A 16,560-nucleotide genomic window follows, 5' to 3' on the forward strand; every position below is an offset into this window, starting at 1 on the left:
TTGCAACTCAGGGTTGCAACCGGCTCAAGTCTAGGGCGGCGCGCGGTGCGTTCCGGCCCCGGCATCGCTTGCCCCCAACCATGCAGTCGGGATCAGTCCGCGTCGCGCAGGCGATCCGGTACGGCATCCGGACCGGAAGCCAGGTCCACGTCGACCGCCATACCCGTGCGCCTGCGCGCCTTGTTGCGCGTCTCCTCCGGGAGTTCCTCGATGTCGACCAGCTTCGGCAGCAGCTCCGGCTCCCTGGTGAGCGCACGGAAGACCGTGCCGATGTCGACGCCGTGCGCGGGCCTGCGCACGATCTCGACGGTGTCGCCCACCCGCACCTCACCCGGTTCGATCACCCGCAGGTACGCCCCCGGACGTGCGTCCTCGGTGAACCGCTTGATCCAGCCGCGCTCCCCCAGGAACCCGGCGAAGGTACGGCACGGTATGCGCGGCACGGACACTTCGAGCAGCGCACCGCCGACCCGCCAGCGCTCGCCGATCACCGCTCCCGTGACGTCTATGCCGACCGTGGTCAGGTTCTCGCCGAAGACGCCCGGGCGGACCTCAACCGCGATGCGGTCGGACCAACTGCTCAGGTCCTCCCACGCGAACGCGTACACCGCCTGGTCGGGGCCGCCGTGGTTGCGCAGGTCGCAGACGTCGTCCCCCGCGACGCCGCTGCCTTCGACCGGGACGTCGAGGCGCACCGGCCCCTCGACCGGGCGCTTGTCGATCCCGGTGACCGCGACCTCGGAGTGCTCCGTCGCGGTGGCCTTGCCGACGTTGACTGACATGAGTGCTGACATGCCCTCACCGTACCTAGCCGGATCCCGGGACGATCGACGTCGGCCGCGAGCTGTGGACAACGTGGATTCCGGTCCACGAGTGCCTGTGGATCACGGCCCGGCGACCTCGGCGAAGTTGGCGCGGGCCGGGTACGTCTCTCCGGCGGGACCGGCGGCGAACGCGCGCAGGACGTTCTCCGTCACCTGGGTCGCGAAGCGCCGGCCGGCCTCGTCGAGGTACTGCCCGCAGGCCGTGCCGAGTGCGCAGACCCAGCGCATCGTGCCCGTGGAGAAGACGCCCGCCCCCGAAGGCACGGTGTAGTAGGAGGCGTTGGCGAAGTCCGCCTTGCCCCCGCAGGTCACCGGCGAGTGGCTGAGGACCTGGATGGGCTGGGGCGGCGCGGGGTCGCGGACGACGCGGTCGTACTCCACACCGACGAGACCCTTGTACGCGGTGCCGCGCCGGGCGCCCGTACCGGCGAACACCCACGCGTCGGCGTCCCAGACGACGAACGGCGCGTTCCCCGGGAAGCACTGGTAGTACGTGCCGGTCAGCACGTTCTCCGGCCGCGAGTGCGGTGGCAGGCGCCAGTCCTGCGTCGTCTCGGTCGGGTCGTCGGCGGCCATCGGGTCCTCGGCGGCGGACTTGTAGCAGATCACGAGGCGGCGGTCGCCGAGCGCGGTCCTGCCGAACCGGATGTGCCGGTTCACGGCGTTGGCGCCCAGAAAGGCGAGGTTGGTGCCGGAGTCGCGGGCCTCGGTGGCGTGCTCGCGCATCGCGGTCGACCAGTACTCGTCATGTCCGAGTGTGATGACGGCGGTTGCGCCGGCGAACATCTTCGGCTCGGCGTCGAGGTCCACGTCGGTCGCGTACGCGACAGGCAGGCCCATGCGCTCGGCGACCGCGATCAGTGGCAGCTCCATGTTGAGGAACCCGGCGGCGCCGGTGCTGTCGTACGGCCGGTCGAAGCTCACGATGCGCGCCCGGTCGCTGTAGTCCCTCGGACCGTTGTAGAGGTTGTAGCCGCCCCACTCGTTGTACGCCTGCCAGGTCGTGACCGCGTTGAGCAGGACCGTGCGCCCGCGCGTCTGGCCGCTGCGCACGGTGACCGGCACGTATGTGCTGAAGCCCGCGTCGGAGGTCAGGAGCAGGAGGTAGGAGCCCTCGGGCCAGTCGGTTGTGGGCACGGTGAGCGACGGATCCCAGTCCGCGTGGACCGTGTTGACGCCCGGGTCGATGACGGGCTCGGCCTGCTTGCGGCCGGGCGTGTGCGCGGACTTCCACACCTCACGGCCCTTGTTGCCGCCGTACCAGCCCATTCGGTAGGCCTTGGCGGTGAACCCCGGCGCGGTGGTCGAGACGAAGAGGCGGAAGGTTTCGCCCGGACGGACCGCGATGCGGTCGGCGTACGCCTCGATCGACTTCGTCGGGTCGGTGCGCAGGCCGGTCTTCCAGTCCTCGGTGCCCGGCTTGGCGTTCTCGGCGGCGACGTCGAGGGCCGCGGTATTGGGCTGCGGACCACCGGGGCGCGGAGCTTCGGCGCCATTTGAACCATTTACACCGTTTGGAGCGCTTGATCCGTGCGCGCCGTTCGGCTCACCCGGGCGTTTCGACGCCGCGACAGGGGCTCCGGCGTCCCCGGACGAGCAGCCCGCCGCGGCGGTGAGGACAGCGGCGACCATGAGGGCGGCCCAGCGCATCGATCAGCTCCTCGGCGCCGCTCCGCCGCCGGTGCCGCGGGGAGGACGCGCGTGTGCGGGGCAAGGCTCCGACGGACTCCCCGGACATCGCGCGGGTGCGCCTGCGGTTCCTCGCCTGACGATCTGTTGCGTTTCTTCGCTTGCGCCTTGCTTAACGAGCCGACGGCTTGAAGGCACGGTGCAGCGCGACGATCCCGCCGGACAGGTCACGCCATGCGACGCGCTCCCAGCCGCACTCGCGCACGAGCGCGGCCAGGTGGGCCTGGTCGGGCCAGGCGCGGATCGACTCGGCGAGGTAGACGTACGCGTCCGGGTTGCTGCTGACCTTGGTTGCGACCGGGGGCAGGGCGCGCATGAGGTATTCGACGTACGCGGTGCGGAACGGCTTCCAGGTGGGATGGCTGAACTCGCACACGACCAGTCGGCCGCCGGGGCGCGTCACGCGCAGCATCTCGGCGAGGCCGGCCTTGGGGTCGCTGACGTTGCGAAGCCCGAACGAGATGGTCACCGCGTCGAACACGCCGTCCGCGAACGGCAGCCGCATGGCGTCGCCCGCGGTGAAGGGCAGTTCGGGGTGGCGGCGCTTGCCTTCGCGCAGCATGCCGATGGAGAAGTCGCACGGTACGACCGTGGCGCCGGCGTCGCGGAACGGCAGCGAGCTGGTGCCCGTACCGGCCGCGAGGTCGAGCACGCGCTCTCCGGGGCGTGCGTCGACGGCTTGCGCGACGGCCTTGCGCCACAGGCGGTCCTGGCCCAGGGAGAGGACCGTGTTCGTGGTGTCGTACTTCTCGGCCACGTCGTCGAACATCGCGGCGACGTCGCGCGGCTTCTTGTCCAGGGATGCTCGGGTCACGGGTACATCTTCGCCTGTCGGCGTACGCGCACCGCGCACGCGGGGTCCGGGCGAGCCCCGTCGGCACAACGGCGCGGGCCCCACCGCTCTCGCGATGGGGCCCGAACTCACGGACATTGTCGGATCTTTTGCCTTGCGCGGGCGCGGGCGCGCGGATCAGCCGCCCTGGCCGGCGCTGCCGATCGGGCCGACCTGCACCGGCGTACCGGAACCGTCGGTGACGGGCAGCGAGCCGCCGCCCGGCCACTTGAGGGTGATCGACTTCGTCTCACCGGGAGGGGTGACCAGCAGGTCCGTGATGCGGACGCCGGAGCCGCCCGAGTCGTTGATCGGGTAGTCGATACCGAAGGACACCGACTTGCCGCTCTGCAGGACCATCGGCTCGGCCGGCTGGCCGATGCGCTGCGCGGACACCGACCCCGCGGCGGTCTTCAGGTCGACACCCGCGTAACCCGACATCGTGCAGTTGTGGCCTATGTTCTCGAACGTCACCGCGACGGTGCCGTTGGGGTCGCCCGTGATGGTGGCGTCCATCGCGGTGATCTTCAGGTCGTCGGTACGGCACTTGCCGATGCTGCCGTCGGCGCCACCGCTGGTCCCGGCTCCCGCCCCTGCGCTGGTCCCGGCGCCGGCCCCGGCCCCGCTTCCGGCTGCCGTCCCCTGTGCGCCGGACGGTTTCCCGGCGGGAGCGGGGGCCTGCCCGTTGCCGTTTGTGCCGGAATCACTCGCGCCGGCGCCTTGACCGTTGCCCGGGGCGGGGGCGTTGGAGGGGGGAACCGCCGCGCCGGGCTGTGCGGCAGAGGAAGAACCCTGCGCGGCGCCCGAGTCCGAGCCGTTGCACGCGGTGAGCAGCATGGCGCTGCTGACGAGGGCTGCGGAGACGAGCAAAGCCTTGCGACGGTGGCCGAACATGGAGAACCCCTTGATAGCCAGTCAGTGATCGAAGCCGAAGCGGTTTCGGCTCCTCGGTGCTTGTGTGATCACTATGTGGCGGGTGTGAACCGAGGGGAAATAGGCGTCGTCGATCCACGACTACGCTGTCACCAACCAGTGACATGGTCACACAAACGGGCACCGGACGGCCTCGTACGCCGCATTCCTCGTTGCGGGGACTGGGCTCCGCCCGTGTAACAGCCTGCGGTTTCGAGGGGCGTGCCGGATCACGGGCAGATTGCTCCGAGCACGGCACCCGGAGCCGGCGCAGGCGCGCTGTTCGGCCCGAAAGCACGGGCTCCGCACAGGAGTTGGGTGTGTCAGCGGCGGTGCACGAGGCGTCCCGCGAGGACCGTTCCGATGCAGCTACCGCCGCCTTCGATGACCAGCGCGGTGTGCGGGTCCGTTTCGTCGGTGGGGACGTCGAAGACGGCGAAGTCGGCGGGGATTTCGGGGCGCAGGGTGCCGGCGCCGGTCTCGCCGAGGCCGAGAGCCGCGGCACCGCCGACGGTGGCGGCTTCGACGAGACGGCGGTCGAGGTCGGCGGCGGTGTAGCCCTGGCGCAGCGCCAACTCACGTACTGCAGCCGCCTCCTCCCACAGATCCAGGGACGGGGAGGAGGCCAGGGAGTCGGTGCCGAGGGCGAGTGGGGAACCTTCGGACAGGTAGTCGGCGACAGGGGGTTCGCCGGCCTGGAGGATGCGGTTGGAGCGTACGCACAGCGCCACGGGGGTTCCGCGCTCGCGCAGCACCGCGCGGTCGGCCGCGTCCAGGTGCACGCCGTGGGCGACGTGCACGTCCGGGCCGAGGACGTCGATCGAGGCGAGGTAGGCCGCGGGGGTCAACCCACTGCCGCCGTCCAGGAGTTCGAGGGTGAAGCCGACGGCGTGGTTGACGAGGGCGAAGGGGCCGGTGCCGTCGCGTACGAACTCGATCTCGTGGGCGGACTCCGCGAGGTGCGGGTGGATGCGCAAGCCGCGTTCGCGGGCGATGGCGACGCATTCGCGGAAGACGTCGGTGCCGACGGTGTACGGCGTGTGCGGCGAGACGCCGAGCGTCCGGTCCGCGGGCGAGGTCAGGACGTCCAGGAGGCGTGCGCGGCGCTTGGCGTCCCAGCGGGCGGAGTCGGCGATGACCTCGATGTACGAGATACCGCGGATGCCGGACCGCGCCACCGGGATCAAGGCAGGCCGGTTTGAGACGATGTCGGCGACGGCCGTGGTGCCGGACTTGAGCATCAGGTGTACGCCGCGCCGCGCGCTCTCCTGCCAGCGCGCCTCGGTGTAGTCGGCGCGGTCCCGGTTGAGCGCCGCCAGCCACTCCGGGAACGGCAGCCCGGACGACGCCAGGTGCCCGAAGTCGGTGTACTGCAAGTGGGCATGCGCGTTGACGAGGCCCGGCGTGAGCACGCCGCGCCAGCGGCGCACACGCGCGTCCGGGAAGCGGTCGACCGCCTCGGAGGCGGGCGCGACCGCCGCGATGCGGTCGCCGTCCACGACGACGGCGCCGTCACGGAGGGGAGGTTCGCCCGTCATGGTGAGCACGACGGGCGCGGCGTGGATGGTCAGCGGCATCGGGCCATCCTCCCGGAGAGGGTACGTCGGCCGCCATCCCGCGTGTGGACGGCGGCCGACGTACCCGTGCGCGGCAGAGGCCACGGACGCGTCGACGGAAGCGACGGGCCGGCCCGGTCAGGGCGCTGAGGGCGGTGAGAGCGGCGAGAGCGGTCAGCGGGTTTCGACGATCGTCAGCGCCGGGTGCGCCGTACCGCCCTCGATGGCCGTCGACGAAAGGTGCGACACCACGCGGTCGTCCACCGGGTCCGCCGCCGGGTCGTCGTGGATCACCAGGTGGTTGTACGTCGTGTCGCGCTGCGCCGGGACGCGCCCCGCGGCGCGGATCAGGTGGATCAGCTCCATGCGGTTCGACCGGTGCTTCGCGCCCGCCGACGAGACGACGTTCTCCTCCAGCATCACCGAGCCGAGGTCGTCGGCGCCGTAGTGCAGCGACAGCTGCCCGGCCTCCTTGCCGACCGTCAGCCACGAGCCCTGGAGGTGGTTCACGTTGTCGAAGAAGAGCCGCCCGACGGCGATGATGCGGAGGTACTCCAGCAGGGTCGCCTGCGTGCGGCCCTTCAGGTGGTTGTTCTCCGGCTGGTAGGTGTACGGGATGAACGCCCGGAAGCCGCCCGTGCGGTCCTGCACGTCGCGGATCATGCGCATGTGCTCGATGCGCTCGGCGTTCGTCTCACCGGTGCCCATGAGCATCGTGGACGTCGACTCCAGGCCCAGGCCGTGTGCCGTCTCCATGATCTCCAGCCACCGTTCGCCCGACTCCTTGAGCGGCGCGATGACCTGGCGCGGACGGGCCGGCAGCAACTCGGCGCCGGCGCCCGCGAACGAGTCCAGGCCGGCCGCCTTGATGCGGGTGATGGCCTCCTCGATCGGCACGCCCGACACCTTGGACATGTGCTCGACCTCGGACGCGCCGAGCGAGTGGATCACCAGCTCGGGGAAGTCCGCCTTGATCGCGGAGAACGCGCGCTCGTAGTACTCGACGCCGTAGTCCGGGTGGTGGCCGCCCTGGAACATGATCTGGGTGCCGCCCAGCTCCACGGTCTCCGCACACCGGCGCAGGATCTCGTCGAGCTCGCGCGACCAGCCCTTCTCGCTCTTGGGCGGGGCGTAGAACGCGCAGAACTTGCACGCCGTGACGCACACGTTCGTGTAGTTGATGTTGCGCTCGATGATGTACGTCGCGATGTGCTCGGTCCCGGCGTACCGGCGGCGGCGCGCCTCGTCGGCGGCGCGGCCCAGTGCGTGCAGCGGGGCGTGGGCGTACAGCTCCAGGGCTTCCTCGGGCGTGATGCGGCCGCCCGCGGCGGCCCGGTCCAGGACCGGTTGCAGCTCGTACCGAACACCCTCGGACTCGGCGGCAACAGCACTCACGGGACCTCCACGGCAACTTGGAACCACCACGAAGCCTAACCGGCGGCCGAGGCCCCCTGTGCCGCGGGCAGGGCCGGAAGGCCGTCGATGCTCGTGCGGTTCTTCTTCTCCATGTACGCCTCGACTTCGTCCTCCGTCTTGCCGTCCCAGGATTCACGCAGCACCGGGCGCTCGCCCACGTAGTCCATGAACGGTATGGAGTAGCCGCAGCTGTCCGACACGCGCGCGACGTGGACCAGGACGATCGCTCGGATACCGGGCTCGTCGGCGTCCTTGAAGTGCGCGGCGAGTTCGGGCCAGCGCGCGTCGTCGCGGCGTACCGTCTCGCCCCGGCCGTGCAGGCGCACGATGATCGGCGGGCCGGTGAAGGCCGTCCACATGAGGGTGATGCGGCCGTTCTCCAGAATGTGGGCGTGCGTCTCGGCGCCGCTGCCCGTCCAGTCGAGGTACGCGACCGTCCAGTCGTCGAGGACCGCGAACGACCCCGCGTGGCCCTTGGGCGACACGTTGACGTGGCCGTCCGGATCCAGCGGTGCGGTCGCGACGAAATAGACCGGCTGGTCGAGAATGAACGACTTCAGGTCGCCCGTGACGCCTTCTGCATAAACCTTGCCCATGGAAGCCCACCCTTGATCAAGGCGATCTTCAGGGCAAGGTCTGGCGGCGATGAGGTGCTGTGGCAGTTGTCTCAGATCCCGGATGGTCCGGGTTCTCGGGTGGTCGCGGTCGGTCTCACGAGTCGAGCAGCGACACGCGTACGTCCGACGGGTACCCCGTGTCGTGCGCGGTGCGCCGGGCGAACTCCGCGATGCCCGCGAGCTGCCGCTCGCCGAGCGAGAAGTCGAGCGCCTCCGCGAAGTACCGCTCCAGCGTCGCGGCGTCGAACGCCTCCCAGCGCGCGGCCTGTGCGGCGACCTTGTCCACCCGGGCCATCGACATGTCGCGCGACTCCAGGAAGGCGCGGTGCACGTCGCGTACCCGGTCCGGGTGCCGCGCCAGGAAGTCGCGCCGGGCCGCCCACACGGCGAAGACGAAGGGCAGGCCCGTCCACTCCTTCCACTCCTGGCCGAGGTCGTGGACGTGCAGGCCGAGCCGCGGCGCGTCGTGCAGCGAGGCACGCAGCGCGGCGTCGCCGATGAGCACGCCGGCGTCCGCCTCCTGCATCATCAGCGCGAGGTCCGGCGGACAGGTGTAGTAGCGGGGATGTACGCCGTCGCGCTCTTCGAGGAGCAGGCGGGCCAGGCGTACCGAAGTCCGCGACGTGGAGCCCAGCGCGACCGTGGCGCCGTCGAGTTGGTCGAGCGGCACCTGACTGACCAGCACGACCGACATGACCGGGCCGTCGCTGCCGACCGCGATGTCGGGCAGCACGACCAGGTCGTCGGCGTGGCGCAGGAACTCCACCAGGCTGATCGGCGCGATGTCGAGGTCGCCGCGCACGAGCATGTCGTTGAGGTGGTCGGGCGTGTCCTTGGTCAGCTCCATGTCGAGCAGCGCGCCGCTGTGCGCCATGCCCCAGTACAGCGGCAGGCAGTTGAGGAACTGGATGTGGCCGACGCGCGGCCGGGTGGGGTGTTCCCCTTCGGCGGCGCCAGAGATCGTCGACGGAGCGGGCTGTCCGGCGTCGCCCGGGTCGCGGGGCGCCGTGTCCATGATGTCCACCCCCAGAGGCTATGCCCGGGCGGCGGGCCGCCGTGCGAGGGGGAGGTCCGAGGAGTGTCACCGCCCTGCCACAACAAGGCCCTGGTCGCCCGGACAGGCGCGCCGACTGGCATTCTCGTCATTCAGGGGGGCCGGCAACAGGCATGCCCGCGCGCGGTCCGAGGCCGGTGAAAGGCTCGCGGCCGGTCGCGGCGAACGCCTGTCGCAACCACTTGTCCCCGGAACCAGTCTCTACTAGCAGCATTGCCGGCCACATCTACCAGGGGACGAGTCCCAGATCACCCACGGAGGCCCTATGTACCCCGCGTCCCGCCCGGGCGACAGCGGAACGCCCCCGGGCCCTCCGGGCTACGGGCAGGCGGCCCCGCCGCCGCGCCCCCCGACACCGCCTGGTGCCGCTCCCGCCCCGTCCGGCGTCGCCGACGCACCGACACAGTACGGCGGGTACGGCGCGCAGGCCGCCCCCTCGTACACTCCGGCCGACTCGGGCTACCCGCCGCAACCGCAGTTCGGCGACGCGCCGCGCGGCCCGGGATCGCCCGGCGGCGGCTTCGGCGGTCCTGGTGGTCCTGGTGGTCCTGGCGGCCCCGGGGGGCGCCCGCGCGGCGCGCCGCGGTCGAGCCGTCCGGCGTACTCCGGCCTGCGCGGCACCGCCGCGTTCCTGTGCCTGCTGCTGACCGTGCTGCTGACGATCCCCGCGATATCGGCGTCGTGGCTCAAGGGCGAGCTGATCTCGGACTCGGGCTTCGCCGACAACGCGGCCGAGCTGATCGAGAAGCCGGCGATCCGCGACGAGATCCAGAGCCGGATCGCCAGCGAGGTCATGGACCAGGCCGCCATCCCGCAGAGCGCGCGCTCGATGGTGATCTCGTCGGTGGGCGCGGTCATGGCGACCGACGAGTTCAAGCGCGTGTGGAAGGAAGGCGCGGCGACCGCGCACAACGTCGTGGTGTCGACGCTGCTCGGCAAGGACTCCGCGATGACCGAGGTCAACGGCGACAGCCTGACCATCAAGGTGCAGACGCCGTTGGACCCGCTGTTCACCGAGCTGAGCAAGGCGGGCGTACGGGTCGACCGGACCCAACTGCCCACCGAGATCCCGGTGTCGCTCGCCGACATCCCGGAATCGGGTCCCGCGCAGGACGCGCTCAAGGGCGTCGACGACGCGGGGTGGATGCTGCCGGCGCTGGCGATCGGCCTGCTCATCGCCGGGGTCGCGGTGGCCGTCCACCGCCTGCGGGCGCTCGCGCTGGCCGCGATGGGCATGCTCGTCGCGAGCGGCGTGCTGCTGGTGGCCACCAACCTCGCGCGGTCGCCGGTCGTGGACGAGGCGACGAAGAGCTCCACGCTCAGCAGCGAGGCGACGGGTGCGGTGTACGACGTCTTCACCGACTCGCTCATCACGTCGTCGTGGATCGTCGTCGTGATCAGCCTCGTTGCCCTCGCGGGCACGGCGGTCGCGGGGGCTGTGCTGCGCAGTCGGCGGGAGTCGGCTGCCTGAGACGGCCGAGGTGCCTGGGTGCGTACGCCTCGGGTCGGGTGCCTGGGGCGCGCGGGTTCGTCACCGGCGTGACCGCCGGTGGACGGCCCGGACACGGCAGACATGAGGGCCGCCGCGGGATGCGATCCCGCGGCGGCCCTCGCGCGTCCGGTCCGGGGCCGGCCGCGGCGTGCGGGCTGCCCTCCGGGAGGGGGCCGGTGAACTGCCGGGCGTACGCGGTCCGGTGCGTTAATCCGGGGTGGCATCGTGCAGTTCCGCCGCAGAAGCCCGCACCGCGCGGTTCCGCGCGATGCGGGCCCCGGAGGGCGATGCCCCGGAGTGTGCGGGGTCAGGTGGGCGCGCTTGCCTGCAAGACGCGGGCCCGCTCAAGACGCAGGCAGCCTAGGAGGCGCAGGCGCCTTCCACCGGCGTCCCGGCCTTGCGGGCTTCGATCCACGCGACCACGTCGGGCGCGGGCGTGGAGACTTCAGCCGCATCGTGCGCGAGATCCGGGTACGGCTTGTACACGACGCTGCCCCCGGCCTGGCACATCGACTGCGCGAGCGCCTGGTTCTGCGCACTGAGCGGGTCCTTGCCGCCCTGCGGCATGAGGACCGGGACCGGCGTCCTCACCAGGTCCGGAGAGTTCGAGACCAGGCGCTGGGTCAGCGGCGACAGGTCGGCGCCGGCCTTGAACAGCTCAGCTGAAGAAGGAGGTTGCTGTCCCTGGGCACCCTGCGCCCCCACGCACGTGGTCCACGCCTTCTCCGCCGCTGCGGCGCCGGCCTCACTCAGCAGGTCCTCCGGCTTGATCGCCGGGTCGGCCGCTCCGGCGCCGTTGACCAGCAGCAGCACGATCCCGATGTACTCACCGGCCGCCGGGTCGCCCTGCGCGGCGAGGAACGGCACGAAGTGGAACCCGTTGGCGGGCGCGATGGCGACTACCCCCTTCAGCTCCAACTCGGGGGCGTACTCGGGCGCATAGTGCGCACTCCACAGCGCGGCATGGCCGCCCTGCGAGTGGCCCGCGACGAACACCGTCTTTCCGACTCCGGTGTCCAACTCGCGGGCCGCGCGCACGAGGTCGAGCGTCGCGTACGCGGCGGACTTCCCGTCCAGGTAGGGGTGCTTGACCCCGTTGACGCCCATGCCGATGTAGTCGGGCTGCACGACGGCGTACCCGCGCTTCACGAACTCGGCGAGCATCTCCGCCGAGCCCTGCTCGCTCGGCCCGGAGCCTTCGCGGGTGGGCGCACACGTCGCACCGATGCCGGTCGTGCCGTGGTCCCACGCGACGACCGGCCAACCGCCTTCCGGCGCGGGGCCGGCGGGCAGCGCGACGGTGCCGGTAGCGGCGACCGGCTTTCCGTCGGGTCCGGTCGTGCGGTACATGACCAACTGTTCCTTGGCCGCCCCGGCGACGGCCTTGTCCGACGCGGCGGGGCGCTCGCGTACGAGGCCTCCCGGCTTGTCCCCCGGCAGTTGTTCGGGCGCGTCGAAGAACCCTTCAGCCTCCGGTTCCGTTCCGATCGACCCGGCGCCGGCCCCCGTCCCGTTGCCGGACTCCGAGGGAGCCGCCGACGTCGGCGGCGTCGCCTGCGTCGCGGAGGGCGGGGCGGGCGCGGCGGCGGGCCGGAAGCGGCCCCCCTCCGGGACCCGGTCGACCCCGCTCCGACCGCACCCGGCCGCCGCGAGCACGCCGACCACGGCGAGCGCGGCGGCATGCCGCAGTGTCCGCCTGCCCACGACGCCCGTACGTGCCTTGCCTGTCGAACGCATCGCCCGGCCCCCACCCGCATTTATGGATAGAACACGTTCTACGTTGCCGGAGCAGTATTGCTGCGACACCCGACGTGAACAAGACACATTGGGAGGTCAGAGCCCGGTAAATCTCACCGACTTCACCACGACTCCCCCGCAATATCGGCGAACAAATTTGTCCACATCCCCCGGCATCCCGGCCGATCGGCGCGCATCCCCTCGCACGCGGCGTCGCCCGTCAACAGCCGCACTCGTAGCCCATGGACGGCCGTTCGCCGGTCTCGTCGTCTTAGCGGCGGTGCCGGGCGAGCACGGAAGTCTCGCGAGCGTATCCACGGCCACGCGAAACGGCCCCACTCCCCCACGAAACGGGGGCAGAGATCTGGACCGGGACGACCGCCTGACCGGCCACATTGCCGGGCGGACCAAGTCGGCACCCGCAGTCGCGGCCGAAGGTCTCAGCAGCTCGAACGTGAACTCCCAGGCACGGCGGCGCGGAACGACATGGCGGGAGTAGTGGGCGAGCGGGGTCGTGCTGGTTCGGGTGGGTACCCGGGCTTTGGGTTGCAGTTGCCGCTGCGGCAGCTCCTACCGTCGTGACCAGGCCGGAGCGACCGGCCCGGTGACATATCGCGCGGGAGCGGGGATGGACTGGCCGATTGCCGAGGTGGCCCGGATGGCGGGCGTGACCGCCCGGACACTGCGCCACTACGACGAGACCGGTCTGCTGGTGCCATCCCGGATCGGCGCCAACGGACACCGCTACTACGAGGAGGAGCAGCTCCTGCGTCTGCAGCAAATCCTCGTGTTGCGCGCCTTGGGCCTCGGCCTTCCGGAGATCGGGCGTGTTCTTTCCGAACAGGTCGACGAGGTGGTGGCCCTGCAGCGTCATCACCGGCGCCTGCTCGCGGAACGCGACCGGCTCGACGCCCTGGCCGGCACAGTCTCCCGCACGATCGCCGAACTGGAGCAGTCCAGAAAGGACGGCAAGCCGATGACCATCAACCGACCAGAGAACCTCTTCGAGGGTGTGCGGCCTTCCCACTACGAAGAGAACATGCGCGACTTCCCCGGCATCGCCGAAGCGGTCGGAAGGCGAGCCGCCACGATGAGCCAGGCCAATGCCGACGCCGCGCACCGCGCACGCACAGCCCAGATGATCCGGCTGGCCGAACTCATGGCTGGGGGCCACCCGGCCGATTCCGAGCCGGTGCAAGACGAGATCGACGTCCAGTACCGGGCTCTGGTCCAACTGCGCGCGGTCTCCGCCGCGGAGTACCGCGCCATCGGAAACGCCTGCGTGGACAACGAGACCTGGCACACCGCGTACGAGGCCGTCGCCCCAGGCCTGTCCACGTTCCAGCGCGACGCCATCCACGCCTACACGACCAACCGGCTGACCTGAACCGCAGCAACCAATTGGCGTCCCCTGCTCGTGAAGCGGCCCCGCTCCCCCACGACATGGAGGGGACCGGGGCCGCTTGGTGTGTGCTCGTCAGACTGAGACCGGCTCCCGACGGTCGGTCTGGGCGGGCACGTTCTTGGTGGTGTCGACGGGGCCGGACTCGTCGTCGTCCGGGGCGTCGATGTCACGCGGGTTGTTGTACTTCTCCAGGTCGAGCGTCTTCTCGCGGGCGGAGACCAGGACCGGGACGACCGCCTGACCGGCCACGTTCGTGGCGGACGCGCCAATGCCGGGGCACCCGTCCCGTGTGGAGCAGCCGTTGCCCAGCGCCGCGCCTGCCCGCCGCACCACAGCCGGGCTGACATCCGAGGCTGTGGCGCGTCCTGGCCTCATCTTCCATGGCCAGGACGCGCTCGAATCACACAATAACGGCTAGATGATCGAATTTGACTGATACACACCCGGGATCGACGTGTCGGCCGGATCGCCGAAAAACAAAGTCCGCCCCCGAGTCGCGGCTCATGTGACCGCGACTCGGGGGCGGACGTCGGAGGGGCTGTTACCCGGCCGTTTGGGACATCTGCCTAGCCTTGTTCGTGGCGACCTCCGGCTTCGATTGCGGGGGTGCGGGCCTTGCGGGTGCAGACGATGCCCAGGACACCCAAGGCGAGCATTGCCACACCGGCACCGACCAGCCAGCCGGTGAGGTCACTGAAGCCGGTATTGGCCAATCTGTCGGGTGATACCGCATGCGAGGCGCTGCCGCGGCCGTCGCCGCCCTGATGCACAGCAGCAGCCGAGGCCTGCCGGCTGCTGGCACAACAGGTTTGCGACGCAATCGGCTTGGGTCCCCCGTGATGCGGGGCGGCAGCGGTCGTCTGCACACCGTCGGCAGGACGGGTATGCGACGTGCTAGGCCGGTTCGACCCGTGATCGCCGGGTTTACCGGGCCTATTGGGCGTGGCTGGCGTGCCGCTCGGCTTGGGAGAGCCCGAGGGTCGAGCTGTCGGACTGCTGGACCCAGTTGCTCCCGGGGTGCCAGCGGGTCCAGCGGGGCCAGCCGGTCCAGCGGGGCCAGCCGGTCCAGCCGGTCCAGCGGGGCCAGCCGGTCCAGCGGGTCCGACCGGTCCGGGCGAACCGGGCGCTCCCGGTGCTCCGGGCGCCCCCGGCGAACCAGGGGCTCCGGGGACTCCGGGGGAGCCCGGTGCTCCAGGCGCTCCAGGGGCTCCGGGCGCTCCAGGCAAGCCTGGTGATCCGGGCGCTCCAGGTGCGCCCGGCGAACCCGGTGCGCCCGGCGAACCCGGTGCGCCCGGCGAACCAGGCGCACCCGGCGAACCAGGCGCACCGGTCGGTCCCGCCGGTCCGGTCGGTCCCGCCGGTCCGGTGGGCCCCGGAGAGCCGGTTGGTCCCGCTGGTCCGGTCGGCCCAGGCGAGCCGCTCGGTCCAGGCGGTCCGATGATGCAGAAGGGCCTGGTGATGACATTGTTGTCAAGGGTGACCTCGCCGTTGCGGGCGAGGGCCCGGCCTTCGATGGTGGCGCTGGTGGTCACCGCGATGGAGGTCAGCGCCATAATGGTGCCCTTGAACGACGTGTTCGTCCCCAGGGTGGCCGAACTGCCGACCTGCCAAAAGACGTTGCACGCCTGGGCGCCGTTGATGAGCGCGACGGTGCTGGAGGAGCCGGTGATCAGGGTGTCCGCGATCTGGAAGATGAAGACCGCGTTGGGGTCGCCCTGAGCATCGAGCGTGACGGTGCCGGTGAGCCCGAGTGGGCCGGTGGACTTGTAGACGCCGGAGACCAGGGTCTGGCCGACGAGGTCGCCCGCCACACTCGCGGTAGGTGCACGGCCGGCCGCGTTGTCGTAGGCGATGGTCAGGTCCGACTGCGCCTGCAATGCGGCCGCGTCGGCCGCATGCGTCGTGCCGTTGACAATTCCCGGGGGGAAACCGGTGATCGCTGTTCCCGGGCTGACGCCCAGGTCGCCGTGGAGAACGGTCGGGTTGGTGTTGGTCACGGTCTGCCCGCCCAACACGGCATAGCTGCCGACGGTTCCCAAGTCGACTGTGGCGGTCGCCGCCCCGGCGATCGGAGCCAGCGACACGAGGGCCGCCGAGACCAATAGGGTCAGCCCGAGAAACACCGCCATTGGTCCGGCGAATCGTTGCAGCCGGGGTTCTCGGAAGCCCGTTGAACAGGCGTCGTCGATTGCCATGGATGGCCTTTCACAAAGTCGATGCCGCCACGAGACAGCCGACAGGCCGACGTATCCCCATCTGCGTGGGGCCCGTCGAATGACGCGGGGACGACACAAGGGCGAACGGGCGCGACGCCAAGGGAGCCATGGGAAGCATCCGTTCTTTGGACAATAAGCGCGAATCATGACAATCCGCCGCTTACTATCTGCAATCAGACCATCCTTTTATCGTAATTTCCGGGAGTCAAACGGGTGATTCTGCGCGATCGGCGGGCAGCCGGTACAGGCCGGGCGCGACGCCAAAGGACGACGGCACGACACCCTTGACGTTGCGTCAAGGCTCCAGACATGCAGCGGCCCCTCTCCCCCACGACATGGAGGGGACCGGGGCCGCTTGCTGTGTGCTCGTCAGACTGAGACCGGCTCGCGACGGTCGGTCTGGGCGGGCACGTTCTTGGTGGTGTCGACGCCCAAGTCGGTGTCGTCCGGGGCGTCGATCAACCTCCCGGCGTACGCGGCCAGCGGTCCTCCGGCGGCATGGGTTGCCGCTCCGCCTCTTCGAAGAGGTAGGCGTAGAGCGCCCGCAGGTATGCGTGCAAGCTCTGCCGGTCTGGAAACTCGATGTTGGTCAGGCGCTCGTACTCGGCCGGGCCGAACGAGCAGTCTCTCGCCACCTGTATGAAGCCTTCGCGCACCGCTTCGACGTAGGCATCGCTGAAGGACATCAGGGTGGGACGGAGGTAACCGCTGGTGTCGTACCCCTGCTCGAGATCGAGGTACGTACGCAGGAAACCTCGAAAGTGCTCGTTCACTCGGTTGCTCCCTCAGCGATGGCGTCGCGACTCCGGC

14 protein-coding genes and 1 pseudogene are annotated in these 16,560 nt (G+C 70.6%); 3 read left to right on the plus strand and 12 right to left on the minus strand.

The annotated features are described in order from the left end of the window. Positions 1-92: 92 nt before the first annotated feature. The 8 genes from ACWD12_RS03365 to ACWD12_RS03400 all read right to left on the minus strand — a co-directional run bounded on the left by ACWD12_RS03365 (position 93) and on the right by ACWD12_RS03400 (position 8,861). On the minus strand, positions 93-794 hold the full coding sequence (locus ACWD12_RS03365; protein ID WP_450098085.1) for an MOSC domain-containing protein: 702 nt from the start codon (positions 792-794) through the stop codon (positions 93-95). A 90-nt stretch (positions 795-884) separates the two neighbouring features. Further along, positions 885-2,474, minus strand: coding sequence for a N,N-dimethylformamidase beta subunit family domain-containing protein (locus ACWD12_RS03370; protein ID WP_450098086.1), 1,590 nt, complete (start codon positions 2,472-2,474; stop codon positions 885-887). A gap of 151 nt (positions 2,475-2,625) precedes the next feature. Next, on the minus strand, positions 2,626-3,327 hold the full coding sequence (locus tag ACWD12_RS03375) for a demethylmenaquinone methyltransferase (protein ID WP_450098087.1): 702 nt from the start codon (positions 3,325-3,327) through the stop codon (positions 2,626-2,628). A gap of 156 nt (positions 3,328-3,483) precedes the next feature. Next, on the minus strand, positions 3,484-4,239 hold the full coding sequence (locus ACWD12_RS03380) for a DUF4232 domain-containing protein (protein ID WP_450098088.1): 756 nt from the start codon (positions 4,237-4,239) through the stop codon (positions 3,484-3,486). 341 nt (positions 4,240-4,580) lie between these two features. Further along, positions 4,581-5,834, minus strand: a complete 1,254-nt coding sequence (locus ACWD12_RS03385; RefSeq protein WP_450098089.1) for an amidohydrolase family protein — start codon at positions 5,832-5,834, stop codon at positions 4,581-4,583. Positions 5,835-5,987: 153 nt separating this feature from the next. Further along, positions 5,988-7,208 carry a cyclic dehypoxanthinyl futalosine synthase gene (gene mqnC / locus ACWD12_RS03390; protein WP_358358815.1) on the minus strand — a complete coding sequence of 407 codons (1,221 nt, stop codon included), beginning with the start codon at positions 7,206-7,208 and terminating at the stop codon, positions 5,988-5,990. A 35-nt stretch (positions 7,209-7,243) separates the two neighbouring features. Continuing rightward, positions 7,244-7,825, minus strand: a complete 582-nt coding sequence (locus ACWD12_RS03395) for a pyridoxamine 5'-phosphate oxidase family protein (protein ID WP_450098090.1) — start codon at positions 7,823-7,825, stop codon at positions 7,244-7,246. A 115-nt stretch (positions 7,826-7,940) separates the two neighbouring features. Continuing rightward, entirely contained in the window at positions 7,941-8,861 is a 921-nt protein-coding gene (locus ACWD12_RS03400; RefSeq protein ID WP_450098206.1) for a menaquinone biosynthetic enzyme MqnA/MqnD family protein, read from the minus strand. Positions 8,862-9,165: 304 nt separating this feature from the next. On the opposite strand from ACWD12_RS03400, the gene ACWD12_RS03405 reads away from it, so the two are divergent. After that, positions 9,166-10,371, plus strand: coding sequence for a hypothetical protein (locus ACWD12_RS03405; RefSeq protein WP_450098091.1), 1,206 nt, complete (start codon positions 9,166-9,168; stop codon positions 10,369-10,371). A 381-nt stretch (positions 10,372-10,752) separates the two neighbouring features. Here ACWD12_RS03405 and ACWD12_RS03410 read toward each other — a convergent pair whose 3' ends face one another. Further along, positions 10,753-12,129 (minus strand): alpha/beta fold hydrolase, encoded by a 1,377-nt coding sequence (locus ACWD12_RS03410; RefSeq protein ID WP_450098092.1) that lies wholly within the window; start codon positions 12,127-12,129, stop codon positions 10,753-10,755. A 628-nt stretch (positions 12,130-12,757) separates the two neighbouring features. On the opposite strand from ACWD12_RS03410, the gene ACWD12_RS03415 reads away from it, so the two are divergent. Continuing rightward, positions 12,758-13,516, plus strand: a complete 759-nt coding sequence (locus ACWD12_RS03415) for a MerR family transcriptional regulator (protein ID WP_450098207.1) — start codon at positions 12,758-12,760, stop codon at positions 13,514-13,516. A gap of 90 nt (positions 13,517-13,606) precedes the next feature. Here the strand turns inward: ACWD12_RS03415 and ACWD12_RS03420 are convergent, their stop codons facing one another. Continuing rightward, a complete protein-coding gene (locus ACWD12_RS03420) occupies positions 13,607-13,783 on the minus strand; it encodes a hypothetical protein (RefSeq protein WP_450098093.1) in 177 nt (58 codons plus the stop codon). Positions 13,784-14,720: 937 nt separating this feature from the next. Between ACWD12_RS03420 and ACWD12_RS03425 the strand changes: the two genes are divergently transcribed. Then, the gene (locus ACWD12_RS03425; RefSeq protein ID WP_450098212.1) at positions 14,721-14,975 is read left to right on the plus strand and encodes a hypothetical protein; all 255 of its coding nucleotides are present in this window, start codon (positions 14,721-14,723) and stop codon (positions 14,973-14,975) included. 73 nt (positions 14,976-15,048) lie between these two features. Here ACWD12_RS03425 and ACWD12_RS03430 read toward each other — a convergent pair. Beyond that, positions 15,049-15,897: pseudogene (locus tag ACWD12_RS03430) on the minus strand (ice-binding family protein); the annotation flags it as partial. 311 nt (positions 15,898-16,208) lie between these two features. Further along, a complete protein-coding gene (locus ACWD12_RS03435; RefSeq protein WP_450098094.1) occupies positions 16,209-16,523 on the minus strand; it encodes a hypothetical protein in 315 nt (104 codons plus the stop codon). Positions 16,524-16,560 lie beyond the last annotated feature (37 nt).

This window comes from Streptodolium elevatio (assembly GCF_053592165.1).